This is a genomic window from Micromonospora sp. WMMD729, assembly GCF_049315225.1.
Lineage (GTDB): Bacteria > Actinomycetota > Actinomycetes > Mycobacteriales > Micromonosporaceae > Micromonospora.
Genome location: NZ_CP186059.1, coordinates 679,238 through 703,611, shown reverse-complemented (window position 1 = coordinate 703,611; position 24,374 = coordinate 679,238). Strand labels below are relative to the sequence as shown.

23 protein-coding genes are annotated in these 24,374 nt (G+C 72.7%); 4 read left to right on the top strand and 19 right to left on the bottom strand.

Features of this window, described 5'->3' with window-relative positions:
* Positions 1-90: 90 nt before the first annotated feature.
* The 15 genes from ACN263_RS03295 to eno all read right to left on the bottom strand — a co-directional run bounded on the left by ACN263_RS03295 (position 91) and on the right by eno (position 12,373).
* Positions 91-651 carry a hypothetical protein gene (locus ACN263_RS03295; RefSeq protein ID WP_422738346.1) on the bottom strand — a complete coding sequence of 187 codons (561 nt, stop codon included), beginning with the start codon at positions 649-651 and terminating at the stop codon, positions 91-93.
* A complete protein-coding gene (locus tag ACN263_RS03290) occupies positions 648-2,075 on the bottom strand; it encodes a DUF58 domain-containing protein (protein WP_422738345.1) in 1,428 nt (475 codons plus the stop codon). Before ACN263_RS03290 ends, ACN263_RS03295 begins: the two co-directional genes overlap by 4 nt.
* On the bottom strand, positions 2,075-3,082 hold the full coding sequence (locus tag ACN263_RS03285; RefSeq protein WP_422738344.1) for an AAA family ATPase: 1,008 nt from the start codon (positions 3,080-3,082) through the stop codon (positions 2,075-2,077). Before ACN263_RS03285 ends, ACN263_RS03290 begins: the two co-directional genes overlap by 1 nt.
* A complete protein-coding gene (locus ACN263_RS03280) occupies positions 3,082-3,666 on the bottom strand; it encodes a hypothetical protein (RefSeq protein ID WP_422738343.1) in 585 nt (194 codons plus the stop codon). The genes ACN263_RS03285 and ACN263_RS03280 overlap by 1 nt, the downstream gene beginning before the upstream one ends.
* The gene (locus ACN263_RS03275) at positions 3,663-4,466 is read right to left on the bottom strand and encodes a DUF4129 domain-containing protein (RefSeq protein WP_422738342.1); all 804 of its coding nucleotides are present in this window, start codon (positions 4,464-4,466) and stop codon (positions 3,663-3,665) included. Before ACN263_RS03275 ends, ACN263_RS03280 begins: the two co-directional genes overlap by 4 nt.
* A gap of 20 nt (positions 4,467-4,486) precedes the next feature.
* Positions 4,487-5,227, bottom strand: a complete 741-nt coding sequence (locus ACN263_RS03270) for a uracil-DNA glycosylase (RefSeq protein WP_422738341.1) — start codon at positions 5,225-5,227, stop codon at positions 4,487-4,489.
* A complete protein-coding gene (locus tag ACN263_RS03265; RefSeq protein WP_422738340.1) occupies positions 5,220-5,903 on the bottom strand; it encodes a dienelactone hydrolase family protein in 684 nt (227 codons plus the stop codon). Before ACN263_RS03265 ends, ACN263_RS03270 begins: the two co-directional genes overlap by 8 nt.
* Before the next feature lie 201 nt (positions 5,904-6,104).
* Positions 6,105-6,632: an LppU/SCO3897 family protein gene (locus ACN263_RS03260; protein ID WP_422738339.1), complete on the bottom strand. Its 528-nt coding sequence runs from the start codon at positions 6,630-6,632 to the stop codon at positions 6,105-6,107.
* Between the two features lie 130 nt (positions 6,633-6,762).
* Positions 6,763-7,779 (bottom strand): HAAS signaling domain-containing protein, encoded by a 1,017-nt coding sequence (locus tag ACN263_RS03255; RefSeq protein ID WP_422738338.1) that lies wholly within the window; start codon positions 7,777-7,779, stop codon positions 6,763-6,765.
* Positions 7,776-8,108: a PadR family transcriptional regulator gene (locus ACN263_RS03250; RefSeq protein ID WP_234584103.1), complete on the bottom strand. Its 333-nt coding sequence runs from the start codon at positions 8,106-8,108 to the stop codon at positions 7,776-7,778. The genes ACN263_RS03255 and ACN263_RS03250 overlap by 4 nt, the downstream gene beginning before the upstream one ends.
* Positions 8,109-8,176: 68 nt before the next feature.
* Positions 8,177-9,109 carry an exopolyphosphatase gene (locus tag ACN263_RS03245; protein WP_422740583.1) on the bottom strand — a complete coding sequence of 311 codons (933 nt, stop codon included), beginning with the start codon at positions 9,107-9,109 and terminating at the stop codon, positions 8,177-8,179.
* A gap of 143 nt (positions 9,110-9,252) precedes the next feature.
* Entirely contained in the window at positions 9,253-9,774 is a 522-nt protein-coding gene (locus ACN263_RS03240) for an amino-acid N-acetyltransferase (protein ID WP_422738337.1), read from the bottom strand.
* The gene (locus tag ACN263_RS03235; RefSeq protein ID WP_422738336.1) at positions 9,771-10,328 is read right to left on the bottom strand and encodes a DUF501 domain-containing protein; all 558 of its coding nucleotides are present in this window, start codon (positions 10,326-10,328) and stop codon (positions 9,771-9,773) included. Before ACN263_RS03235 ends, ACN263_RS03240 begins: the two co-directional genes overlap by 4 nt.
* A gap of 34 nt (positions 10,329-10,362) precedes the next feature.
* Positions 10,363-11,004 (bottom strand): FtsB family cell division protein, encoded by a 642-nt coding sequence (locus ACN263_RS03230; RefSeq protein ID WP_422738335.1) that lies wholly within the window; start codon positions 11,002-11,004, stop codon positions 10,363-10,365.
* A gap of 85 nt (positions 11,005-11,089) precedes the next feature.
* Positions 11,090-12,373 carry a phosphopyruvate hydratase gene (eno, locus tag ACN263_RS03225; protein WP_355048850.1) on the bottom strand — a complete coding sequence of 428 codons (1,284 nt, stop codon included), beginning with the start codon at positions 12,371-12,373 and terminating at the stop codon, positions 11,090-11,092.
* A 214-nt stretch (positions 12,374-12,587) separates the two neighbouring features.
* On the opposite strand from eno, the gene ACN263_RS03220 reads away from it, so the two are divergent.
* The gene (locus tag ACN263_RS03220) at positions 12,588-13,280 is read left to right on the top strand and encodes a hypothetical protein (RefSeq protein WP_422738334.1); all 693 of its coding nucleotides are present in this window, start codon (positions 12,588-12,590) and stop codon (positions 13,278-13,280) included.
* 46 nt (positions 13,281-13,326) lie between these two features.
* Here the strand turns inward: ACN263_RS03220 and ACN263_RS03215 are convergent, their stop codons facing one another.
* The 4 genes from ACN263_RS03215 to mfd all read right to left on the bottom strand — a co-directional run bounded on the left by ACN263_RS03215 (position 13,327) and on the right by mfd (position 20,539).
* Positions 13,327-14,946, bottom strand: a complete 1,620-nt coding sequence (locus ACN263_RS03215; RefSeq protein WP_422738333.1) for a DUF885 domain-containing protein — start codon at positions 14,944-14,946, stop codon at positions 13,327-13,329.
* 99 nt (positions 14,947-15,045) lie between these two features.
* Positions 15,046-16,029, bottom strand: coding sequence for a nucleoside triphosphate pyrophosphohydrolase (locus ACN263_RS03210; RefSeq protein WP_422738332.1), 984 nt, complete (start codon positions 16,027-16,029; stop codon positions 15,046-15,048).
* A 2-nt stretch (positions 16,030-16,031) separates the two neighbouring features.
* Positions 16,032-16,820, bottom strand: coding sequence for a hypothetical protein (locus tag ACN263_RS03205; protein ID WP_422738331.1), 789 nt, complete (start codon positions 16,818-16,820; stop codon positions 16,032-16,034).
* Positions 16,821-16,909: 89 nt separating this feature from the next.
* Complete coding sequence (mfd, locus tag ACN263_RS03200; RefSeq protein ID WP_422738330.1) at positions 16,910-20,539, bottom strand: transcription-repair coupling factor; 3,630 nt, start codon at positions 20,537-20,539, stop codon at positions 16,910-16,912.
* A 593-nt stretch (positions 20,540-21,132) separates the two neighbouring features.
* Here mfd and ACN263_RS03195 point away from each other — a divergent pair.
* From ACN263_RS03195 to ACN263_RS03185, 3 genes are all read left to right on the top strand, one after another.
* A complete protein-coding gene (locus tag ACN263_RS03195) occupies positions 21,133-22,062 on the top strand; it encodes a cyclase family protein (RefSeq protein ID WP_422738329.1) in 930 nt (309 codons plus the stop codon).
* Positions 22,052-22,972 carry a helix-turn-helix domain-containing protein gene (locus tag ACN263_RS03190; RefSeq protein WP_422738328.1) on the top strand — a complete coding sequence of 307 codons (921 nt, stop codon included), beginning with the start codon at positions 22,052-22,054 and terminating at the stop codon, positions 22,970-22,972. Before ACN263_RS03195 ends, ACN263_RS03190 begins: the two co-directional genes overlap by 11 nt.
* Before the next feature lie 274 nt (positions 22,973-23,246).
* The gene (locus ACN263_RS03185; RefSeq protein ID WP_422738327.1) at positions 23,247-24,260 is read left to right on the top strand and encodes a hypothetical protein; all 1,014 of its coding nucleotides are present in this window, start codon (positions 23,247-23,249) and stop codon (positions 24,258-24,260) included.
* Positions 24,261-24,374 lie beyond the last annotated feature (114 nt).

Sequence of the window (24,374 nt, the reverse complement as noted above, 5' to 3'; positions counted from 1 at the left end):
CCCCGCCCTGCTCAGGTAATCCCGCTCGCGCCCCCCATCTGTGACGGAACACAACCCCTGTGACCTGCGTAACCCTGCCGCATCACGGGTTCACCTGCGGCGCAGCAGCCAACCCAGCAACGCGGCGACACCCACCGCCACCACCAGTCCCAGCACGGTGACCCACTGGTGACCGGCCTCGCCACCCAGGCCCGCCACGCGCAACAGCAGCACCCCCAGCACGGCCGTACCCAGCAGCACCGCGGCCACCCGCAACAACCACCGGGTGACCAGCTCCGGGTCCACCACGCCGTCGTACGGCAGCAGCGCCGCCAGCGCGCACAACGAGTGCCCCAGGTACAACAGCGCGGCGACGGCGAGCAACCGCCACAACGCCACCGGGCGGCCGTACCCGTCGGTCGCCAGCAGCCAGCCGCCCGCCATCACCAGGGCCGCGAACGTCGGCCACAACCGGCGCGGACCCACCGCCGGCAGCAGCGCGGCCACCGCCAGCAGCAGCAACGGCCGACCGGTCAGCACCTCGGCCGGGAACGCCACCGCGAACCCGACCAGCGTCGTGACGAAGATCGCGGCCCGCACCAGCAGGGGTACGGCGCTGATCCGGGTCACGGCGTCCTGAACTGCCCGAACCCGCTCGGTGACGGCGTTCATCGGGAACCGACCCGGGGGGCGGTCGCGAGCCGGGCCACGTCCCGCAGCACCTGGTCCAGGCTGCCGGCGCCGGCCCAGCGCACCACGGGTACGCCGTGTTCCCGAAGCTGTCCGATCATGGTCTCCCGGTCCAGTCGCCACAGGCGGTACGCCACCTCGGCCCACCCCCGGTCCTTCGGCGGCGTCAGGTCGGCGGGCAACGTGTCGACCGCCACCACGAAACGGCCGGCACGGGCCAGTCGCGCCAGCATCTGCGCCGACCGCTCGTCCAGCAGCGGGGTGAGGACCACCACCAACGCGTCCGAGGAGAGCAGCTGCGGGCCGAAGACCTGGTCGTACGGCTCGTGCTGGGCCGCCTCGGCGCGTACGTCGAGCAGCCACTCCAGCACCGTCAGGTACTGCCGGCGGCCGGCGGCGGGGCGCAGTCGGCGGGCACCCGGCCCGTACTCCAGCAGCGACACCCGGTCACCCCGGTGCAGGTAGTGCTCGGCGATCGCGGCGGTGGCCCGCACGGTGGTGTCCAGGACGGACGCGGCGCCGTCCACGCCGCCGGAGCGGCCCGCCTCGGCGAGCACGTCGAGCAGCACCACCACCTCGGCGTCGCGGTCGGACAGCGTCGCCGCCACATGCAACTGCCGGGCGCGCAACGACACCCGCCAGTCGACGCGGCGGAGCCGGTCACCCGGGGCGAAGACCCGCACGCCGGCCAGTTCACCGCCCTCGCCGGGACGGCGGGAATGGTGCGCGCCCACCAGACCGGCGGCGCGGGGCATCGCCTCCACCGCCTCGAACGGCTTGGTGCGGGGATAGACCCGCACCCCGACCGGTTCGGTGATCACCGCCCGGGACACCAGCAGGCCACCGGCAGCGGCGACCCGCGCTCCGGCCGGGCCGACCGGGTGCCGACCCCAGCGCAGCGCCCGCCCGGACAGTTCCAGGTCCACCGCCGCCCCGCTGGGCACCGACGTCACGAACGGTCGGTCGGCCACCGAACGCCCCCGGCCGGGAGCGGACGGGGCCTCGGCGGGTGGCGGGTCGGCGGGTTCGGCGCCGGCGAAGCCGGCACGGCTGATCCGCAGCCACGGCGAGACCCGCGACCGCACCACCACGAGGTCGTAGTCGACGGTGTCCGGGTTGCCGACACCGACCGCGGCCGACACGTCGCCGCCCTCGACCAGCGGTCCGTCCTCGGCGCTGGTGATCCAGACCTGCGGCAGCGCGGTGGGCCGGCGACGCAGGGCGTACGCGGTGCCCAGCGCGAACGGCGCCGCCAGCACGACGAGGTCGACCCGTCCCAGCAGCACCCCGGCCACCAGCAACAGGCCGGCGACCAGCACGGCGCGACCGAGCGCGGGAGTGGGCGCCCAGCCGGCGCTCGACTCCGGCTCGGTGGATGGCGGCGCGGACGCGGTCGGACCGGTCATCAGTGCCGGAGCCCGCCGGCGGCGTAGCTGGGCAGGGCACCGCTGGCCGGCGCCGGCGTCGCCTCCAACACCTCACCGACCACGAACGCCGGGTCGACGCGGCGCAGCCACATCTCGGGGCGCAGCGTGATCCGGTGGGCCAGCGCGGGCGCGGCGACCGCCTTGACGTCCTCCGGCACCACGTAGTCCCGACCGTCGAAGACGGCGCGCACCCGGGACAGCAGCAGCAGCGCCAACGAGCCCCGCGGCGACGCCCCGACGAGCACCGACGGGTGTTCCCGGGTGGCCGCGGTCAGCGCCACGATGTACCGGCCGATCGAGTCCTCCACCACCACGTCCTCCAGGGCGGCCTGCATCGCCCGCAGGGTGGCGGCGTCCACCACCGGTTTGATGTCCGCCTCCTCGCGGCGGCGGCCCATCCGGCGGCGCAGCACCTCCCACTCCTCCTCGTGCTCGGGGTAGCCGAAGGAGACCCGGAGCAGGAACCGGTCGAGTTGCGCCTCGGGCAGCGGGTAGGTGCCCTCGTACTCGATGGGGTTGGCGGTTGCCAGCACGTGGAACGGCTCGTCCAGCTTGTACGTGACGCCCTCGACCGAGACCTGCTTCTCCTGCATGGCTTCGAGCAGCGCGGACTGGGTCTTGGGCGGCGTCCGGTTGATTTCGTCGGCGAGGAGCAGGTTGGTGAAGACCGGCCCCGCCCGGAAGGCGAAGTCACCGTTGCGCTGGTCGTAGAGGAACGAGCCGGTGACGTCGGCGGGGAGCAGGTCCGGGGTGAACTGGAGGCGCCGGAAGTCCAGCCCGAGCGCCTGCGCGAAGGAGCGCGCGGTCAGCGTCTTGCCCAGGCCGGGCAGATCCTCCAGGAGCACGTGCCCACCGGCCAGGATTCCGGCGAGGACCAGTTCCAACGCGTCCCGCTTGCCGACCACGACGGTGCCGACCGCGTCCAGGACGGCCCGCGCCAGGCGACCGACCTCGGCGGCGGGCATGCTCCGGTCCACGTCCTTCATCAGATCTTCTCCAGTTCGGCGACGATCACCGCGAGATCGCGCGGCGACGGGGGGCGTCGGGGCGGGGTTTCCAGGAACGTCCACAGCCGGTCGCCCAGCAGGGCGCGGGCGCGGGCCGGATCCGACTCGCGGGTCACGGCGTGCTTCAGGCGAAGCCGCTCGTCGGCCAGTTCCGCGAGCCGGGGCAGGATCACCCCGGTGAAGCGTTCGGGTCGCGTGGTCGACCAGTCCAACGGCAGTTCCCAGCCGTTGATCGCGGCGCGCAGCGCGTCCCGGGCACCCCAGTTCCAGGTGCCGTCGTCGTCCTGGGCGAGCCGAGCGCGGGACCTCGCCGCGGGTGGCGGTGCGAGCGCGGCGGCGACCCGGCGTACCGCGGAGACCGCGAACACCCCGGCGACCAGGATCGCGAGGGAGATCTGCAGGCCGACCGCCCGGAGACCGACGACCAGCACGGCGACCAGGGCCGCGTTGCCGAGAAGGGCCCGGAACACCCGCCCGGCCCGACCACCGGAATCCCGGTCGTCGTGCCTCGGCCGCTCCTCCTCGAAGGTGAGCAGGTCGTCGATGCTGGCGCTGCCGCTCATGCCGGCACCTCGGGTGGGCCCGTCGTCACGATGGTGAGCTCGCCACGCAGCCGCCGCAGCGCGGCGCGGGCCTGGTCGCGGGTGCCCTCGCGGACCTCACGCGTGGCGTACCGGGCCTCGCGGTAGACGTGCGCGAACTCGGCCAGCACGTCGGCGCTGACGATCGCCGGGACACCTGTCGACTCGTCGCCCCGCAGCAGCCGGGTGACCAGGTCGGTCGGTGTGTCGCCGGGGTGCCGGGGCACGCCGGCGGCGGACGCGGCCTCCTCCAGGCGTACCCAGCAGGCGATCACCGCGACCCGGGGGTCGGTGGACTGGTCGTCCAACTCCACCAGGCCGGCGTCCAGGGCGGCGACCACCTCGCGGGCCGTGCCCTCGGCGGTACGCCGGGCCCGCTGCGCCGGCAGGGCCCGCGAGGTGCGCCGCAGCGCGCCCCGCAGCAGAATCCAGGTGAGGTAGCCCAGCACCGCGAGGATCGCCAACCCGAGCAGCGCCATCGCCACGGTGGCGATCCACTGCGGGATGTGCGCCTGGGTGGCCTCGCCGGCGTCCCGCGGTTCGACGGGGATCGACGGCGACGGCACGTCCGTCGGGTATTCCGGCACCCAGGGCACGTCCTTCGCGGCCGGCGGGATCCGGCTGGCGCCGATCGACGAGTGGGCGGACGCGAGCGCGGCCGCCGCCAGCAGGAGCGCCACCACGCCCACCGGCCACCAGCGGCGCAGCAGGCCGAGCACCGGACGGACCACACCCGGCGCGGCGGATGGCGGCGGCGCGGGCGAGCGCGTTCCGGTCGTCATCGCCACCACCCCACGCGTTCTCAGTCCACTTCGGCCAACTGTTTGGCCCGGCCGAAGACGTCGTCCAACATCCCCGGTGTCAGCCGTCCGGTGAAGGTGTTCTGCTGGCTGACGTGGTAGCAACCGAGCAACTCCGGCACGGCTGCGCCGGACCAGTGTGCCCCATGGCCGAACGCGGGTCGCGGGCTGGGCGGGCGCTGCCCGTACACCTGGCGGAGCACCGGCCACCACGCGGCCCAGGCGAACGCGCCCAGCGCGACCACGACGCGCAGGGTGGGGCGGATCAGCGTGACCTCGCGGTGCAGCCACGGCGCGCAGGTGTCCCGTTCGCCCGGGGTGGGCTTGTTGTCCGGCGGCGCGCAGCGGACGGCCGAGAAGATCCGGGTGTCCCGCAGGGTGAGCCCGTCGTCGGCGGCGACGCTTGTCGGCTGGTTGGCCAGTCCGGCCCGGTGCAGGGCCGCGAAGAGCACGTCGCCCGAGCGGTCGCCGGTGAAGATCCGGCCCGTCCGGTTGCCGCCGTGCGCGGCGGGCGCGAGGCCCAGGATGGCGATGCGCGCGTCGCCGGGCCCGAATCCGGGCACCGGCCGACCCCAGTACTCCTGGTCGCGGAAGGCGGCCCGCCGGGTGCGGGCCACCTCCTCCCGCCATCCGACCAGCCGGGGGCAGGCGAAACAGTCGCTGACCGCCGCGTCGAGATCGACCAGGTCCGCCGCCCGCGCGGCGCGGGCGACGACCTGCTCGGGGGTACGGGACTCAGCCAAGCTTGGCCCGGAAGAGTTCGAGGGTGCGCGCCCAGGCGCTGGCGGCGGCGCGCTGGTCGAACGCCTCCGGCCGGTCGTCGTCGAAGAACCCGTGCGAGGTGCCCGGGTAGTCGTAGAGCTGGCAGGTGCCGCCGGCCTCCTCGACGGCCCGACGTACGGCCTGAACACCCTCGTCGGTGGAGGTGCCGTCCTGATCGGAGCAGTGGACGATTGCTGCCTTGCCGGCGTAGTCGACCCAATCGGAACGCATCGAATCCCACGACAGGGCGGGATAGAAGCCCGCGGTGGCCACGATCCGCTCGGAGCGGGTCGCCGACTTGAGAGCCAGGCTGCCCCCGGCGCCGAACCCGACCGCACCGACCTTGCCGGTGACCTCGGCCCGCCCGGCGAGGTAGTCGGCGGCGTCCGCGACGTCCTGCACCGCCTCGGCCATCCGCGACGCCAACCCGTGCTGCGTCTCGGCCGACTCACTGGTCGCCGCGTCGTGCCGGAAGTTCGGGACGAGAGCGACGAAGCCGGCCTCGGCGAACCGGTCCGCGACCGACCGGATGTGCGGTACCAGGCCCCACGCCTCCTGCAGGACGATGACGGCGGGGCTGGCCGTGCCGCTCGCGGGTATCGCGAGATACCCCTCGCTCGTGCCCCCGTTGCTGCGGTAGCTCACCATGTCGCCCATCGGCCGTCCTCCTAGCGGTCAGTCATCGTTGGCTGGTCGCCCAGTGGTCCTACGTGCCGGTAGCCTGCCACGCCGTGACCCCGGCCGGGAAGACGTCGGAACAGTGGCATTCACCTCCTGTTCCCCAAATGGTGACTGCGGGTATGCCGACGGCGGCGGGGAATGTTCCCCGCCGCCGTCATCGGTGCTTCAGGCGTGTTATCAGGCCTTCTTGGTCAGGCAGAGCACGTAGCCCTTCTTGCCCGACTCGATGCTGTAGAAGACGTACCCCTCCTCGCCTTCCTTGAAGAACTCGTTGCAGGTGGTCTCGGACTTGGCCTGCGTCTCGGTCTGCCCGTCGAGCCGACCGACCACGTTGTACGCGGCGTCGGTGGAGGTGCACTCGACGACCTTGGCGCCGTCGACCTCCTCCTCCTTGTCGCCCTTGATCTCGGGCAGCTCGGCGATGCAGTCGCCGGCCTTCGCGTCGGCGGTCTCGTCCTTGTTCAGGAAGTTGCCGATGGCCGCGCCGAGGCCGAACTTCAGGCCGGCGATGACGAGGAAGACGACGATCGCGCCGATGATGCCGAGCGCCTTCTTCCCACCGGACTTACCCTCCGGCTCGGCCGGCGGCGGCGTCTCGACGCCCGGCTGGGCCGGCGTCTGGACGCCCGGCTGGGCCGGCGTCTCGGCGACCGGCTGGGCCGGCGCTGCGTCGGACGCGGGGGGCGGTGCGACCTGCTCTGACACGGGGGTTCCTTCCGAGGGATGGATGAGCAGACGACACCGTAACGATCATTGATTTCCGGTGTCGTCCCGCTCACCTCGTCCGTTCAGCTATTTCCCAGCATCGTGTGCATGATCTGGTTCACATTGCCCATCAGCTCGTCGGCGTCGGGGTCGGCTCGTCGCTCGGCGTCGCGCTCGGGCTGGCCGGCGTCACGCTCGGCGTGGGCGTACCGGTCGGCGATTCGCTCGCCGGGGGCGTGCCGGTCGGCGACTCGCTGGCCGACGGCGTGCTGGCCGGCGCCTCGGGCAGCCGCGGGCCCCGAGGCCCGAACGGCGGCCGGTCCGGGCAGTACGGGTACGGCCGCAGCAGCGGATTGCCGTACTCGTCGACCCGGCCTTCACAGTCCGGGTAGCCCAGCCGGATCGGATTGCCGTTCTGGTCGAAGAGCCGGGCGTTCTCCACCAGCCGGCCCTCGCTGTCGTAGACGAAGACGTCCCGGATCTGGTCGTACGGGCCGTTGATCGACGTCGGATCGATGCCGTAGTCGCCGTACCGCATCCGGTCCTCGGCCTGCATGAGCGCGGAGAGCGCGAAGACGACGAGCACCGCGCTGCCGACCTGCACCGCCGATCGGGGCCAGCGGGTGAGCTGAGCGGATCGGCGGCCGAGCCAGATGGAGGCGAGCACGAAGCCGACCAGCATGATCAGACCGGCGAGCAACTCTCCACCGAAGCGGGGCAGCACCCCGAAGCTGCCGCCGGTGCTGATCACGGTGAGCAGCATCGCCGCCAGGTAGCCGCGCAGCACCCACCAGGCGGGGCGCAGCAGACGGAGGAATTCGCTCGCCGTGGCGTACCCCAGGGGTGGTCCGAGCCGGGTGTCGATCGCGCGCAGCTGGCCGCGGACCCGGACCACGGCGGTGGCGACCCGCTGGTCGAGGTTGCGTCCGCCGCCCGCGCCGACGCCGGCGGCGGCGCGCAGCTCGGCGGCGTACGTCTCCGGCTCGCCCAGCCGCTCGACGAGGGTGCCCTCGGCCTCGGCGGCGACCTCGGTGAGGTGGTCGGCGAGGTCCTCGGTCAACTCGGTGCGCCGGTCGGGCGGCAGGTCGGCCAGGGCGGCCCGGACCCGCGCCACGTAGTCGGTGATCTCCTGCTCCGTGACGGTCATGCCGCCAGCCCCCGATCGTCGAGCAGCGTGTCCATGGTGGTGGCGAACGAGCGCCAGAGCTTGCCGGAGCGGGTCAACTGGTCACGCCCGGCGGCGTTGAGCGAGTAGTACTTGCGGTGCGGGCCGGTCTCGCTCGGCACGACGTAGGTGGTGAGCAGGCCGGCTGCGAAGAGCCGTCGCAGCGTGCCGTAGACCGAGGCGTCGCCGATCTCCTCCAGGCCGGCCTCGCGGAGCCGGCGGAGGATGTCGTAGCCGTAACCGTCCTCCTCCTTGAGGACGGCGAGGACGGCGAGATCGAGCACGCCCTTCAACAACTGTGTGGTGTCCACGCATCGCACACTAGTGTGCAATGCGAAGTAGCGTCAACGACTCGCCGATATGCGCGTGTCGATCAGCGTCAGGCGGCTTGGAGGCTCCAGGCGATGCCGTCCAGGATGTCGTGCTCCGACGCCACCACCGACGGCATGCCGGCCCGCTCCATGATCACGCGCAGCACCAGCGCGCCCGCGCCGATCACGTCGGCCCGCCCCGGATGCATCACCGGGATCTCCAGCCGCTGCGCGCTGGTCCGTTCCAACAGGTCCGCGGTCACCCGCGCGACCGCCTCGTACGACACCCGGGCGTGGTGGATGCGCTCCGGCTCGTACCCTCGCAGACCTTCGGCGATGGCGACCACGGTGGTGACCGAACCGGCGAGGCCGATCAGGGTGGCCGCCTCGCGGCCGGGCACCGCCGCGAGCGCCCGGTCCACGACGGCGGCGATGTCGGACTCCGCCGCCGCGACCTGCTCCGGCGTCGGCGGATCACCCGCCAGGTGCCGTTCGGTCATCCGGACGCAGCCGATGTCGACCGAGATCGCCGACCGCACGCCGGTCCGGTCGCCGACCACGAACTCGGTCGAGCCGCCGCCGATGTCCACGACGAGGAACGGCTCCTTGGCGTCGGCCGGCAGCCCGCGCACCGCCCCCGTGAACGACAGCCGGGCCTCCTCGTCGCCGCTCACCACCTCCGGTGCCACGCCCAGGGTCTGCTGCACCATCGCCGTGAAGTCGGCCGCGTTGGCGGCGTCCCGCGAGGCCGAGGTCGCGCACATCCGTACCCGTTCGGCGCCCAGCTTCTCGATGTCGGCGGCGTACGACGCCAGCGCCACCCGGGTCCGCTCGATCGCCTCCGGAGCGAGCCGACCCGTCCGGTCCACGCCCTGCCCCAGCCGGACGATCTCCATCCGCCGGGTCACGTCGACAAGCGGGGCCTGCGGCCCGGCCGACTCCGCCGGCAGATCGGCGACCAGCAGTCGGATCGAGTTGGTTCCGCAGTCGATGGCCGCCACACGCGTCGTCACCCGGCAACCCTACGACAGCCAGCCACCGGCGCAGGGCTGGCGGCGGTCAGTCTCCGTTGAGCGTGATGCCGCTGGGTCATCTTGATGACTCTCCGGCATCAGGCTCAAGCGATCGGCCGGCCCGGCAGCGCCTACAACCGCAGCAGCATCCGGGTGTTGCCCAACGTGTTGGGTTTGACCCGATCCAGGTCCAGGAACTGGGCGACACCCTCATCGTACGAGCGCAGCAGCTGCTCGTAGACCGCTCGCGGCACCGGAGCGCCGTCGATCTCGCGGAAGCCGAACGAGCCGAAGAACCGGGTCTCGAAGGTCAGCACGAAGATCCGTGCCACGCCCAACTTCCGGGCCGCGTCGATCAGCTCGCCGACCAGCCGGTGCCCGATCCGCTGGCCCTGGCAGCTCGGGTCCACCGCCACCGTGCGGATCTCGGCCAGGTCCTCCCACATGACGTGCAGCGCGCCGCAGCCGACCACCGCGTCGTCCTCGGCCCGGACCGCCACCTGGAACTCCTGCACGTCCTCGTACAGGGTGACGGTGGCCTTGCTGAGCAGCCGCCGGTCGTCGGTGTACATGTCGACCAGCCGGCGGATGCCCCGCACGTCCCGGGTCCGGGCGCGCCGCACCAGGATCTGCCCCTCGGAGTGCGCGGTCATTCGGTGTCGGGCACGTCCACGCAGGGGCCCGCCGTCCACCAGGGCTCGACCAGCGCCAACGTCTCGTCGCCGAACGGGTTCACGCCGGGCCCGGCACCCAGGGCGTGGCCGAGGTGCACGTGCAGGCACTTCACCCGGCCGGGCATTCCACCGGCCGAGATGCCGGCGATCTCCGGCACCTCGCCGATCGCGTCCCGGCGGGCCAGGTAGTCCTCGTGCGCCGCCCGGTAGTGGGCGGCCAGCTCCGGATCGGCCGCCAACCGGTCGGCCATCTCCCGCATCAGCCCCGCCGACTCGAGCCGGCTGCACGCCGCGGTGGCCCGGGGGCAGGTCAGGTAGAACAGCGTCGGGAACGGGGTGCCGTCGGCGAGGCGCGGCGTCGTCTCCACCACGTCGGGCAGGCCGCAGGGGCAGCGGTGGGCCACCGCCCGGGTCCCCCGGGGCGGGCGGCCGAGCTGCGCGGCCACCGCGGCCAGGTCGGCCTCGGTCGCCGGTTCCCGCTGCGGCAGGGGTACGGAATCCGCCGCCGGCTCCGACGGGGGTACGACAGTCACGGTGCTCGTCTCTCCTGGTGTACTGGTCGGTGGATCACTTGCCCGGCTGCTGACTGTCCGCCGCGCGCACGCTGCCCCAGAGCGTGTCGTACCAGGTCACCGGCCCGGCTGGGGCACCCGAACCGGCCGGCTTGCCGGCGTCGCGGGCCGCGCCCTCGGCGTCGTTCAGGACCACCATCAACTTCTCGCCCGGCCGACCCATGAAGAACCGCTCCCGGGCCTTGGTCTCGATGAACTCCGGGTCCTTCCACTTGGCGGCCTCGGCGGCGAGCTCGGCGATCTCCTTCTCCTGCGCCGCCTGCGCGGCCTCCATCCGCTCGATGTCGGCCTGCTGGTCCAGGTAGACCCGCACCGGATAGGTGTACGCGAGGGCGAGCGCGATCAGCACCGCGAACAGCACGGTGGCCCGACCGGTAAAGCGGCGGGGATGGGGTGCGGCGAGCCGCTTGACAGCACCGCCACCGGCGGCGGTACGCCGGGCGGCGGCCGGACGACTCGCGGAGCGCCCGCCCTCGGCGCCCCGGACGGTACCCGGGGCCCGCCCGGCGGCACCGCGCGTCTCGGCGCGTACGCCGACGTCCCGGAGCGACCCGCGGGTGGTCCGCCCAGCGCCCGGCCGGCCGGCCTGACCCGGTCGGCGGGCGGGCCGTTGACCACCCGGTGTGCGGCGCTGCATCGTCACACCCCTCCCCCGAGGCTACGTCTGTCGCGTACGAGCGTCGGGAGGCCCCACGGCATGCGGGGCCTCCCGGCAACCACACTCAGGCCGAACGGTAACGCGGGAACGCACCCGCGCCCGCGTAGCGCGCCGCGTCGGCCAGCTCCTCCTCGATCCGGAGCAGCTGGTTGTACTTCGCGACCCGGTCCGAGCGGGCCGGCGCGCCGGTCTTGATCTGACCACAGCCGGTGGCGACCGCCAGATCGGCGATGGTGGTGTCCTCGGTCTCACCGGAGCGGTGGCTCATCATGCACTTGAAGCCGGCCCGGTGGGCCAGGTCCACGGCGTCCAGGGTCTCGGTCAGCGAACCGATCTGGTTGACCTTCACGAGGACGGCGTTGGCCGCCTTCTCGGCGATGCCGCGGGCGATGCGCTGCGGGTTGGTCACGAACAGGTCGTCACCGACGATCTGCACCCGGTCGCCGATCGACGCGGTGAGCGTCTGCCAGCCGGACCAGTCGTCCTCGGCCAGCGGGTCCTCGATCGAGACGATCGGGTACTCGTCGGCGAGCTTGGTGTAGTAGGTGCTCATGTCCTCGGCGGACTTCGCGGCGCCCTCGAAGGTGTAGGTGCCGTTCTCGAAGAACTCGGTGGCCGCCACGTCGAGGGCGAACACGATGTCGGTGCCGAGCCGGTAGCCGGCCTTCTCGACCGCCTCGGCGATCAGGTCCAGGGCAGCCGCGTTGGTGGGCAGGTTGGGCGCGAAACCGCCCTCGTCACCGAGCCCGGTCGACAGGCCCTTCTTCTTCAGCACCGACTTCAGCGCGTGGTAGACCTCCGCGCCGGAGCGCAGCGCCTCGCGGAAGGTGGGCGCGCCGATCGGCGCGATCATGAACTCCTGGACGTCGACGTTGGAGTCGGCGTGCGCGCCACCGTTGAGGATGTTCATCATCGGCACCGGCAGCAGGTGCGCGTTCGGGCCGCCGAGGTAGCGGAAGAGACTCAGTTCGGCGCTGCTGGCGGCGGCCTTCGCCACCGCCAGGGAGACCCCGAGGATGGCGTTCGCGCCCAGCTCCGACTTGCTGTCGGTGCCGTCGATGTCGAGCATCTTCTGGTCGATGAGCCGCTGCTCGCTGGCCTCGTAGCCGATGAGCTGGTCGACGATCTTGTCTTCGACGTTGGAGACCGCCTTCTCCACGCCCTTGCCCTGGTAGCGGTCGGCGTCACCGTCGCGCAGCTCGATCGCCTCGAACGCGCCGGTGGAGGCGCCGGAGGGCACCGCGGCGCGGGCCACCGTGCCGTCGTCCAGGCCGATCTCGACCTCGACCGTGGGGTTGCCCCGCGAGTCGAGAATCTCCCGGGCGACGATTCCCTCGATGGTTGCCACTGAGTCGCTCCTCGTTGTTGTGAATCCGGTCCGTGGGTGGGCCGCGACGGTGCGGCTGAGGCAGGTGTTGAACGCAGCGTATCGGGCGGCGAGATCGGACACGGCGTCGCCCGCGCACCCGAGTCGCCCCGCGGTGACGGACATTCCCGGATTTCCGGGCGTCAACCGGCAACGGGTTTGCGCTGCGCGGACTAGATCCACCAGGCTGGTCGCCATGCCCGCCGCCACGACCACCCTCCGCATGCTCGCCGTGTCGGTCATCGCGTCGCTCACGGTCACCGGCTGTCAGACATTCGAGGACGCCGGCAGCGCCATGGGTCGCTCTGATCTCGTCAACGACCTCGCCGCCCGCCTCGACCGGGCACTGGAGTTGACCTACACGGCCGACTACCAACTGCCCGGCGGTCAGACCGCCGCGATCGTGCAGGCGCAGGACCCGGCCCGCTCCGCCTACACCTACCCCGGTGGGCGGCTCACCGTCACCCCCGACGCCGTCACCCGGTGCACAGCCGCCGGCAGCCGGATGGCGTGCACCGTCGTCCCGCCGCCCACACCCGGCAGCAAGCCCACGGTGGCCCTCTTCACCGAGGCGAAGCGGCAGGGTCTCGTCACCCCGCCCGTGGTGGTCGGCCTGCTGACCGCCGCCGCCCTCGACCCGCAGGCGGTGATCAAGCAGAGCGACACCACCGTCGCCGGGCACCACGCCGCCTGCGTCGAGGTGCAGCGTTCGGACGGTGACTTCAGCGCCTGCGTGACCACCGAGGGCGTCCTCGGCAGCTTCCTCGGCTCGGTCGACGGCAAACCGATGGAGCTGGCGTTGCGCGACTACTCCGAGACGGTCGAGAAGAACGCGTTCGACCCTCCCGCCGGAGCGGGCGTGGTGGACAACCGCCCCGGCGGTTCCTGACCGCGTACCCCGGCTCTCGCGGGCGATGGCAGGCGCGACCGGGCCCTCAGATGCCGAGCAGGGTGCGCAGGTGGCGCGGGGGCGGGCAGTCGTGGGCGAGCATCGCGTCGTGCCAGTCGCGCACCGACACGCCGTCCGGACGGGCGGCGGCGATCTCGGCCACCTCGCTGTACCCGACGAAGTACGTGCTGAGCTGCGTCGAGGTGAGCAGGGACCGCCGCCACTTGCCGGCGGCCTCGCCCTCCTCCTGGAAGCCGCGGCCGGTCATCAACGCCATGGCCTCGGCCTCGGGCAACTCCTCGGCGTGCACCAACTGGTCGAGCAGCGCGTTGATGGTCATGCGGAGCTGCATCTTGAGCTGCTGCAACCGCACCGGCAGACCACCGAAGCCGAGACCGGCCATCAGCTCCTCGGCGTACACGGCCCAGCCCTCGACGAACGGGCCGGAGCGAGCCAGCGCCCGCACCCGCGTGCCGCCGACGTGCCGCCGGGCGTGGGCGAGCTGGAGGAAGTGGCCGGGCATCGCCTCGTGCACGGTCAGGTTGCGGACCATGTGGTCGTTGTACTCGCGGTAGAACGAGTCGACGCGCTGCGCCGACCAGTCCGCCGGGGTGGGCGCGATGCAGTAGAACGTCGGCACCTCGGCGGTCTCCAGCGGGCCGGGTGAGTCGCAGTACGCCACCGCGACGCCCCGCGCGAACTCCGGCATCTCCTGGATCACGCACCGGTCGTCGACCAGGGTGACCAGGTCGTGCAGTCGGACGAAGTCGGTCGCCTCGTCCAGGGTCACCCCGGCCAGCTCGACGATCGTCGAGTCGTCCGGATGCTCGGCGGCCAGCACGTCCAGCGCCCGGCGTACCGTCTCGTCGTCGGCCGGACCACCGACCAGCTCGACGGCCGCCGCGCGGATCTCCTCGCTGACCCGGTCCAGGTTGGCCCAGGCCCGGCGCTGGATCTCGGCGGCCCCCAGCTCGGTGTCGAGGGTGTGCCAGAGCCGCGCCTCCCAGCGGCGGCGGCCCAGGCGCGGGTCACGGCCGGGACCGGCGTCGGCGGCCAACCGGACCCGCAGCCAGGCGACGAACTCGTCAAGCGCGGCGATCGCCGCGGTCGCCGCCGGTTCGACCGTCGCGAAGCCGCCCGGCGCCTGCGCGATCAGCCCGGGTAGCTCGTCCCGGATCAGCGCGGCCGTGCCGGTGAACTGCCCGACCGCCGTCTCGGCGTGGATCCGCGGCATGTCCCGCAGCGTCGCGCGGGCGGTGGCGAGGGCGTCCGGTACGGCGGCGAGCCGGCCGGCGAGCTGCGTCAGGCGCACCTCGGCCGGGGCGTACGGGCGGGCCAGCAGGGGGTGCAGCAGCGGACCCGGGTTGTGGGTCAGCGGATCCCACTCGTGCGACCGGATCTCGGTCAGCTCGAACAGTTCCCGGTCGACGAAGGAGGTGAGCAGAGCGTGGTCGACCTGCTCGTCGGCGTCCAGCGCGTCGGGGTCCAATTCGGACAGCGCGTTCGCCGCATCGGTGAGCATCGCCCGGTCGGCGGCCAACGCGTCGGCGGACAGGTCGGGAAGCCGATCGTCGAACCGGTGATCCCCCGCAGCGGTGGCGACCCCCGGCCGCGCTTCCAGCAGCGCCTCGACAACCCGCTCAGCAAGAATCCCAAACGCCTCCACCCACCAACCCTACCGACCACCCCGCGGCCGGCTGGTTGATCATGAAGTTATTACCCGCCGCAGCGGCGTGTCGCGGCAATAACTCCATGATCACCGAGGTCAGGAGGGTGCGGGCGGGCGTTCGGCGGCGCGGATGGTGTCGGCGTGGGCCAGGGTTGCGCGGCGCAGGGCCGCCTCGGGGTTCAGGCCGGCCTTGCGGGCCTCGGCCACCAGGGTCAGGAGGGTGGTTCCTAGTCGCGCTTCCTCGTCCGCCTCGGTGTCGGGGGGTGGAAGGGGGACGGTCAGGTTGGCGCGGGCGGACCGGTCGAGGATCTGCGCGGCCAGCGACAGGGCGGGTTGGCTGAGCGCCACGCCGTCCAGGACCGAATCGCGCGCCTTCTCGGCCCGCTTGATCCGCTCCCAGTTGGCGGTGATCTCCTCCAGCGTGCCCGCCTCCGCGTCGGCGAAGACGTGCGGGTTACGCCGGATCATCTTGTCGACCAGGCCACCGGCGACGTCGTCGATGCTCCACCGTTCGCCCTCGGGCAACTCCTCGGCGAGCCGCGCGTGCAACACCACCTGGAGCAGCACGTCGCCCAACTCCTCGCGGAGCGCGTCGGTGTCGTCGGCGCTCATCGCGTCGTACGCCTCGTAGCTCTCCTCCAGCAGGTAACCCGCGAGGCTGCGATGCGTCTGCGCCCGCTTCCACGGGTCGCCGCCCGGCGAGGCCAGCCGGTCCAACACGGCCACCGCGTCGAGCAGCCGCGCCCCCGGCGGATCCCACGAGCCGTACATCAGCTCCATCTCGGCCAGCCCCGGCTCCCGGGCCAGCCGCAGACCCAACTCCCGGGCCAGCGACTCGTCCCCGGCCGGTCCGGCCAGCCAGACCGCCGTACCGTGCGCCGCGACCGTGTCCAGCAGCGCCTGCGTGGCCGGGCCGTCCACCACGGTCACCTCGGCGCCCGCCTGCCGCACGGCCGTGGTCAACTCGCTCTCCGCGCCGGCCAGCACCGGATGCTGCCGTACGACGTCCCAGGCGGCCGAGGTCAGCAGACCGGCCGGCAGCCGGGGTGAGGTGACCAGCAGGACGATCCGTGCCGTCATGCTCAGCTGGCCGTGCCCTCGGCGTCGGGGTTGGGGCTCGACGGCGACGCCTCCGGAGTGGAGATGTCGGTGACCGGGCCCTCTTCGTTGATGAAGGGCAGCGAGTAGAAGATGATCGACTGACCGCTGCTCACCAACGAGGGCACACCGACCTCGCGGTAGCGCGGGTTGATGGAGACGTCGGCTCGGTCCGCCTCCTGCTCCAGCGCGAGGCTGAGGGCGGTGGCGCTGCCGACGAAGGCTCCCTCGCCGAACCGCTGACGGACCTCGCTCACCGGCAGCCCGCCCGGGATCGCCCCGACCTTGGCCAGCGCCTGGTAGACGGCCATCACCGACTCGTCGCTCACCTCGGCCGGCGGAAGCTGCTGGTTGAAGGTCTGCAGCAGGTCGACCCACTCACCCCAGAGCTTGGTGTACTCGGTGGAGGCCGGGACCCGCAGGCTCTGCTCCAACTGCTGCGGGCTGACCTCGTCGGGCACCTGGATGTTCTTGGCCTTGGCCACCCGCTTGCCCAGCTCCAGGCTGACCAGCAGGTTCACCACGTCCTGCCGGGTGACCGGCGACTTCAACTGCTCGGGTGAGGGCGTCGCGCCGGTCTGGCTCGCCGCCTGCCGGACGACGTCGCCGTACTCCGCCTGCACCTCGTCGTAGATGCCGTCGACCCGCTCGAGCGAGTACGTCCTGTCACCGACGTACGCGGCGACGTCCGGCGCGGACCTCTGGCACGCGGCGAGGGAGAGGACACCCAGAGCCGCGACGCTGGCGGCGGCGATCACACGGCGAGCACGCATGCCCGTCACTCTCTCATGCCCTCTCCCATGCTGTGACGGCCCCCACCGCACCACGCCGGCCGTACGCGGTCACGGCCGTCCGCGGCCGATCACGCGGTCGCGGCGGCGAGCGGGGCGGGGGCGCCCAGGACATCGGAGAGCAGTTGCGCGCACCATTCCAGCAGTGCCTGGTCGCGCAGCGGTTCGCCACCGATCCGACGGGTGCTCGGCCGGGGCACGCTCACCTGGTCGGTGGCCTGCTTGTAGACCGCGTCCGGGTGGTAGCGCTTGAGCCGCAACTGCTTCGAATCCGGTAGCGGCAGCGGTCCGAACCGTACGTGCTTGCCCTGCATGGACACGTCGGTCAGGCCGTACCGGCGGGCCAGCAGCCGGAACCGCGCCACCGCCACCAGGTTCTGCACCGGGGCGGGCGGCTCGCCGTACCGGTCGGTCATCTCGGCGACGACCTCACGCAGCCGCTCCTCGTCGCGCGCCTCGGCGAGCTTGCGGTACATCTCCAGACGCAGCCGCTCCACGCCCACGTAGTCGTGCGGCAGGTGCGCGTCGACCGGCAGGTCGATCTTGACGTCGGTCTCCTCCTCCGGACGCTCACCCTTGAACGCGGAGACCGCCTCGCCGACCATCCGCACGTACAGGTCGAAGCCCACGCCCTCGATGTGGCCGGACTGTTCGCCGCCGAGCAGGTTGCCCGCGCCACGGATCTCCAGGTCCTTCATGGCCACGTACATGCCGGCGCCCAACTCGGTGTGCTGGGCGATGGTGGCCAGCCGCTCGTGGGCGTGCTCGGTGAGCGGCTTCTCCGGCGGGTAGAGGAAGTACGCGTACGCCCGCTCCCGGCCCCGGCCGACCCGGCCCCGGATCTGGTGCAACTGGGCCAGGCCGAGCAGGTCGGCCCGCTCCACGATCAGGGTGTTGGCGTTCGGGATGTCGATGCCGGACTCCACGATGGTGGTGCAGACCAGGACGTCGAACTCCTTCTCCCAGAAGCCGACCATCACCTTCTCGAGCGCTTCCTCGCTCATCTGCCCGTGCGCCACGGCGACCCGTGCCTCGGGCACCAACTCGCGTAGCCGCCGGGCCGCCCGGTCGATCGACTCGACCCGGTTGTGCAGGTAGAAGACCTGCCCGTCGCGCAGCAGCTCACGGTGGATGGAGGCGGCGACCTGCCGGTCGTCCTGCGCGCCCACGAAGGTGAGCACCGGGTGCCGCTCCTCCGGTGGGGTGGCGATGGTGGACATCTCCCGGATGCCGGTGATGGCCATCTCCAGGGTGCGCGGGATCGGGGTGGCCGACATGCTCAGCACGTCCACCGAGGCGCGCAGCGTCTTCAGGTGCTCCTTGTGCTCGACGCCGAAGCGCTGCTCCTCGTCGACGATCACCAGTCCGAGCTGCTTGAACCGGGTGGCCGTCTGCAACAGCCGGTGCGTGCCGATGACGATGTCGACGGTGCCGTCGGCGACCATCTCCAACGTCCGCTCGGTCTCCTTCGGAGTCTGGAACCGCGACAGCTGCCGGATCTGCACCGGGAACTGACTCATCCGCTCGGCGAACGTGTTGTAGTGCTGCTGCACCAGCAGGGTGGTCGGCACCAGCACCGCCACCTGCTTGCCGTCCTGCACCGCCTTGAACGCCGCCCGGACCGCGATCTCGGTCTTGCCGTAGCCGACGTCGCCGCAGATCAGCCGGTCCATCGGGACGGTCTGCTCCATGTCCCGCTTGACCTCGTCGATCGCCGCGAGCTGGTCCGGAGTCTCCTGCCAGGGGAAGGCGTCCTCCAGCTCCCGCTGCCACGGGGTGTCCGGGCCGAACGCGTGGCCCTTGGACGCCTTGCGGGCGGCGTAGAGCTGGATGAGCTGCGCGGCGATCTCGCGGACCGCCTTGCGGGCCCGGGCCTTGGACTTCTGCCAGTCCGAGCCGCCCATCTTGTGCAGGGCCGGCTGCTCACCGCCCACGTAGCGGGAGAGCTGGTCGAGCTGGTCGGTGGGGACGAACAGCCGGTCGCCGGGCTGGCCGCGCTTGCTGGCCGCGTACTCGATGACGAGGTATTCCCGGCTGGCGCCGTTGACGGTGCGCTGCACCAGCTCGACGTACCGACCGATGCCGTGCTGCTCGTGCACGACGTAGTCGCCGGCCTTGAGCTCCAGCGGGTCGATGGTGTTGCGCCGGCGGCTCGGCATCTTGCGCATGTCCCGCGTCGAGGTGCCCCGGCCGCCGGTCACGTCGTTACCGGTCAGCAGCACGAAGCGGGACGCCTCGTCGACGAATCCGCTGGTCAGCGCGCCGCAGGTGACGAGCAGGTCACCGGGTGCGGGTGCGGTGGGCACGTCCTCGGTGAGCCGGGCGCCCAGGCCGGCGTCGCGCAGCACCTCCACCGCCCGCTGGGCGGGCCCGTGGCCCTCGAAGACCAGCGCGATCGACCAGCCCTCGCCGGCCCAGCGCTTGAGGTCGTCGACGACCCGGCTGGTCTCACCGTGGTAGAGCGGTGCCGGCTGGGCGGCGAGGGTCACCGCGATGGCGTCGTCCGGGGTGACGCTCGCCTCCTCTGGGGCGTCCTCCCAGGGCTGCCGCGTCTCGGCCATCTCCGCTTCGACCAGACCGAACGGGGACAGCGTCCACCAGGGCTGGCCGAGGGTGCCGGCGGTGGCGCGTACCTCGGCCAGGGTGCGGAAGGCGGCGGCGCCGACGTCCACCGGGGCCTGGCCGCCGACCGCGGCGGCGGCCCAGGAGGCCTGCAAGAACTCTTCGGAGGTACGCACCAGATCGTGCGCCCTGGTGCGGATCCGCTCCGGGTCGCAGAGCAGCACATGGGTGCCGGCCGGCATCGCGTCCAGCAGCAACTCCAGCGAGTCCGGGCCGACCAGCACCGGAGCGAGGGACTCCATCCCCTCCACCGGGATGCCCTCGGCCAGCTTGTCCAGGATCTCGGCGAGCTCGGGGTGCTGCTCGGCGAGTACGGCGGCCCGCTCGCGCACCGCCGGGGTCAGCAGCAACTCCCGGCAGGGCGGCGCCCACAGCAGCGGCACCTGCTCGATGGTGCGCTGGTCGGCGACGGCGAAGGTACGGATCTCCTCCACCTCGTCGCCCCAGAACTCGACCCGGGACGGGTGCTCGTCGGTGGGCGGGAAGACGTCCAGGATGCCGCCGCGCACCGCGAACTCGCCGCGCTTGGTGACCAGGTCGACCCGGGCGTACGCCATGTCGGTGAGCCGGCGGGCGACCTCCTCCAGGTCCGCCTCCTCGCCGGCGGCGAGTTGCACCGGTTCCAGGTCACCGAGGCCCTTGAGCTGCGGTTGCAGCAGCGACCGGACCGGGGCGACCACGACCCGCAGAGGGCCGGTCCGACCGTGCGCGTCGGCCGAGTCGGGGTGCGCGAGGCGGCGCAGCACGGCCAGCCGTCGGCCCACCGTGTCCGATCGGGGGGAGAGTCGCTCGTGCGGCAGCGTCTCCCAGGAGGGGAAGACCACCACCTGCTCCGGCGGCAGCAGTCCACCCAGCGCGGCGACCAGGTCGTCGGCCTCACGGGTGGTGGCGGTCACGGCCAGCACGGGTCGCCCGGCACCGTCGGTGTCCGCGGCGACGGCGGCGACGGCGAACGGGCGCAGCGCGGCGGGGGCGGTGATGTCGAGCCCGTCGACCTGGGCGGCACCGGAGCGCGCCAGGTCACGCGCCCGGGCCAGCCCGGGGTCGGCCAGGGCGGCGGAGAACAGACCGGTGAGCAAGGGAGTCCTTCCAGGGGATTCGACGCACACGACGGGAGCCCCGCGTCCAGCCGGACGGGGGGTGCACGCCCTCAAGCCTATCCCCGTCCACCGACACCCACCCCCTTCCGCCCAGGTCCGCCACGCGCCGAACACGACGCCCTCGCGCCCTCGCGCCCCGCGCCCCGCGCCCCGCGCCCCGCGCCCCGCGCCCCGCGCCCCGCGCCCCGCGCCCCGCGCCCCGCGCCCCGCGCCCCGCGCCCCGCGCCCCGCGCCAAGATCCTCACAACATCACCGATGTTGCTGCGTCAGACGCTCCGGAAGCAGCAACATCCCTGATGTTGCGCGGATCTTGAGAACGAGCGCCAGCGCGGGTGGCCCAGGCCATGATCGTGCTCAATCCTGGATGTAGTGGTTTCACCAGGGCGTCGTCACCACTACTTCCTGGTTCTTGCGCGATCTTGGGGGCGGAACGACTGGCTCTTGCGCGATCTTGGGGCGGGACGTCCCTGCGGCCCCGCATCCCCGCGCACGTAATCCCGCCGGACACGGCCCCGAGCCACCGCCGACGCACGGATCTTGACCGGCGCCAGTCGGCATGTTCGGGTGGGGGGATGGACGAGCAGTGGCGGGTGCAGTTCGACGCGGAGGTGAGCTTCGTCAACGGGGGCGGCCTGCGCACCGAGGGATTCCGGCTGGACGTGCCGGGGCGGGAGATCACCGACGACGACCTGGCCGCGCTCTTCGTCCGGCACCTCGGGCTGCTGATGGTCGCCGAGGTCCGGATCAGCGCGAAGACGATGATCCGCGAGCCGCACAAGGGCGGCCGCGCGGTCAACACCGCCGGCAGCGGTCGCCGGCTGGTCGAGTTGAGCCACGTCATCAGCGACGGAATGACCACCCTGCCCGGGTGGCCGGGCCCACGGATCAGCGACTGGCTGACGTACGCGGCGTCCCGGGAGCGGTACGCGCCGGGCACCGAGTTCCACGTGGCCCGGATCGACATGATCGCCAACACCGGCACGTACGTGGACACCCCCGTCCACCGCTGGGCCGGCCGCGAGGATCTGAGCGGGATGCCGCTGGACCGCCTCGCCGACCTGCCCGCCGTGCTGGTCCGGGTACCGGCCGACACCCGGGCCGTGGACCGGTTGATGCTGGCTCCGTACCAGGTGGCCGGGCGTGCGGTGCTGCTGCACACCGGCTGGGACGCGCACTTCGGCACCGAGCGGTACGGCGCTCCAAAGGCGCCGTACCTCAGCGAGGACGGCGCCCGGGCCCTTGCCGAGGCGGGCGCGGCCCTGGTCGGCATCGACTCGATCAACATCGACGACATGAGTCCGGCGGCGAACGGCGTACGCCCCGCGCACAGCATCCTGCTCGCCGCCGGCATCCCGGTCGTGGAGCACCTGACCGGCCTGGCGGCGCTTCCGCCGACCGGGTTCCGGTTCACCGCCGCCCCACCGATGGTGGCCGGGATGGGCACCTTCCCGGTCCGCGCCTTCGCCCTGGTGGAGGGGGTCAGGGGCAGCGATGCCCGCTGAGGGGATCGGCAGTGATCCGCGTCGGCACACCACACCGGCCCGTTGGCGGGTGCTCGGGCACCCGGACGGGATCCTGATCTACCAGGTGCGCTGCATCGTCGAGCACCACGGGTGGACGGAGACCGTCGCCCAGGACCGCCACAAGATCATGCTGGGTCGGTCCGGGGCGTACCGACGTCGGCTCAACGGCCGGGTTGAGCTCTCCGACGCCACGTCCGTGCTGCTCACCCGACCCGGGGACGAGATGGCCGTGGCGCACCCGTTCGGCTGCGGCGACTCGTACACCTGCCTGGAGATCGACCCGGCGGTGCTGGCGGAACGGCCGGACGCCCAGCGCTGGCTGGACCGGGGCGGCTGGGCCGGCACCTCGGACGCCACGCTGGACCTGGCGCACCGGCTGCTGGTGGCCGAGTTCCGGCGCGGGCTCGACCGGTTCGAGATGGCCGAACGGCTCCAGCGGTTCCTGGGCCGCCTGCTGCACCACGGTGCCATCGCCGGCGACGACGGGGACGCCGAGGTCGAGCGGGCCGTGCGCCGACGGCCGGCCACCCTGGCCGCGCACCGGCGGCTCGCCGACCGGGCGCGCGAGGTGCTCGCCCACTCCGATTTCACCCTCGGCCTGAACGACGTGGCCCGGGAGGTGGGCAGCTCACCGCACCACCTCAGCCGGGTGTTCCAGCGGGTGACCGGCAGCAGCCTGACCGCCTACCGCAACCGCCTGCGGGTGCGCGCCGTACTGGACACCCTCGCCGAGCCCGACGGCCGTCCGCTGGGCGCGCTCGCCAGCGAGTACGGCTTCGCCGACCAGGCTCATCTGACCCGGGTGGTCCGCGAGCAGGTGGGTCATCCGCCGGCACGCCTGCGTCGCCTGCTCACCGCCGCCGAGGCGGACCCGGGCGTCGCCGCCTGATCCCGGACGCCGGTGGAGGTGCCGTACCCGGGGGCGTGCGGCACCTCCATCGGCGCGGTCCGCTCCGGGGCGTCGGGCCTCCCCGAACAGGCCCGCGTGCTCCGGTCCGGCCACCCCGCCGGGGCGACCTGCGGACCGACAGGAACCATCCTCGCGGCGCACGCCCGGCCGGGTCTTGAAGAAAATTGCTCGGCTGAGCCGGGCCCTGGTCGGGACCGGTCACCTGCGGGGAAAAGTGCTCCAAACGGGGCGAAACCCACCCTAGGCTGACCTGGTGGACGAGTCGCCGGAGGTGCGGATACGCGACCAGCTCCTCCGTACCGCCGGACTGCTGCTCGGCACCCTCGTGCTGGCCGTCGCGTTCATCGCCGCGTACGTCGGCGCCCTGCACCAACCCCACCCCCGCGACGTGCCGGTCGGCGTGGCGAGAAATGACCAGGCCGCCCACACGCTGCTGGCCGCCGTCCGCGACCGGACCGACACGATCAAGACCGTCGAGTACGCCGACCCGGGCGCCGCCGACGACGGCCTGACCAGCCGAGAGGTGTACGGGGTGCTCGCCGCGACCCCCGACGGCGGGCTGGTCCTGACCACCGCCAGCGCCAACGCGCCGGCCGCCACCGAGGTGGTCGTCCAGGTGCTCACCGCCGCTGCCGAGCAGTCCCGCCGGCCCCTGCGGGTAGCCGACGAGGTGCCGGTCGCCGACACCGACCCGCGCGGTCTGGTCCCGTTCTACCTGGCGATCGGGTGCGTCCTCGGCGGGTACCTGGCCTCGACCGCGCTCGGCATCTCGGTCGGCACCACGCCGCGTACCCTGCGCCGCGCGGGCGTACGGATCGGGGCGCTCGCCGTCTACAGCGTGGTGCTCGGCATCGCCGGCGCGGTGATCGTGGGCCCGGTGCTGGACGTCTGGCACCACGACCTGCCGGCCGTCGCCGGCACCGGCATGCTGGCCGCCTTCGCCGCCGCCATGGTGGCCGCCGCAGTGCAGGGCTGGTTGGGTGTGCTCGGCACCGGGCTGGTCATCCTGCTGCTGGTGGTGCTCGGCAACCCGGGCTCCGGCGGCATCTACGCCCCGGAGTTCCTGCCCACCTGGCTGCGCGGCATGCACCGGTGGAACATCCCCGGGCTGGCCACCGACCTGCTCAAGTCGGCGGTGTACTTCGACCGGCGCTCGATCGGCTGGCCGCTGACCGGGCTGGTGCTGTGGGCGGTGCTCGCCCTGGCGGCCCTGCTCGCCGCGACCGTGCTGCGGGGAGGACGGGCACCCACCCGCGCAAGACCCTGAGGTGATCTCCGGGGTGTTCCGTCTCACGACGCGGCATGCGGAGAGCCCCTCCTGCCGGAGGGGCCGGCGCGGATACCATCCAGGGAGTCGGACAGCGCTGTCCTTCGTACTCAC

Coding starts and splice junctions, on each gene's coding strand:
- ACN263_RS03295 (WP_422738346.1), bottom strand. CDS start 651: ATGAACGCCGTCACCGAGCGGGTTCGGGCAGTTCAGGACGCCGTGACC.
- ACN263_RS03290 (WP_422738345.1), bottom strand. CDS start 2,075: ATGACCGGTCCGACCGCGTCCGCGCCGCCATCCACCGAGCCGGAGTCG.
- ACN263_RS03285 (WP_422738344.1), bottom strand. CDS start 3,082: ATGAAGGACGTGGACCGGAGCATGCCCGCCGCCGAGGTCGGTCGCCTG.
- ACN263_RS03280 (WP_422738343.1), bottom strand. CDS start 3,666: ATGAGCGGCAGCGCCAGCATCGACGACCTGCTCACCTTCGAGGAGGAG.
- ACN263_RS03275 (WP_422738342.1), bottom strand. CDS start 4,466: ATGACGACCGGAACGCGCTCGCCCGCGCCGCCGCCATCCGCCGCGCCG.
- ACN263_RS03265 (WP_422738340.1), bottom strand. CDS start 5,903: ATGGGCGACATGGTGAGCTACCGCAGCAACGGGGGCACGAGCGAGGGG.
- ACN263_RS03255 (WP_422738338.1), bottom strand. CDS start 7,779: ATGACCGTCACGGAGCAGGAGATCACCGACTACGTGGCGCGGGTCCGG.
- ACN263_RS03240 (WP_422738337.1), bottom strand. CDS start 9,774: ATGACCGCGCACTCCGAGGGGCAGATCCTGGTGCGGCGCGCCCGGACC.
- ACN263_RS03230 (WP_422738335.1), bottom strand. CDS start 11,004: ATGCAGCGCCGCACACCGGGTGGTCAACGGCCCGCCCGCCGACCGGGT.
- ACN263_RS03220 (WP_422738334.1), top strand. CDS start 12,588: ATGCCCGCCGCCACGACCACCCTCCGCATGCTCGCCGTGTCGGTCATC.
- ACN263_RS03210 (WP_422738332.1), bottom strand. CDS start 16,029: ATGACGGCACGGATCGTCCTGCTGGTCACCTCACCCCGGCTGCCGGCC.
- ACN263_RS03205 (WP_422738331.1), bottom strand. CDS start 16,820: ATGCGTGCTCGCCGTGTGATCGCCGCCGCCAGCGTCGCGGCTCTGGGT.
- ACN263_RS03195 (WP_422738329.1), top strand. CDS start 21,133: ATGGACGAGCAGTGGCGGGTGCAGTTCGACGCGGAGGTGAGCTTCGTC.
- ACN263_RS03190 (WP_422738328.1), top strand. CDS start 22,052: ATGCCCGCTGAGGGGATCGGCAGTGATCCGCGTCGGCACACCACACCG.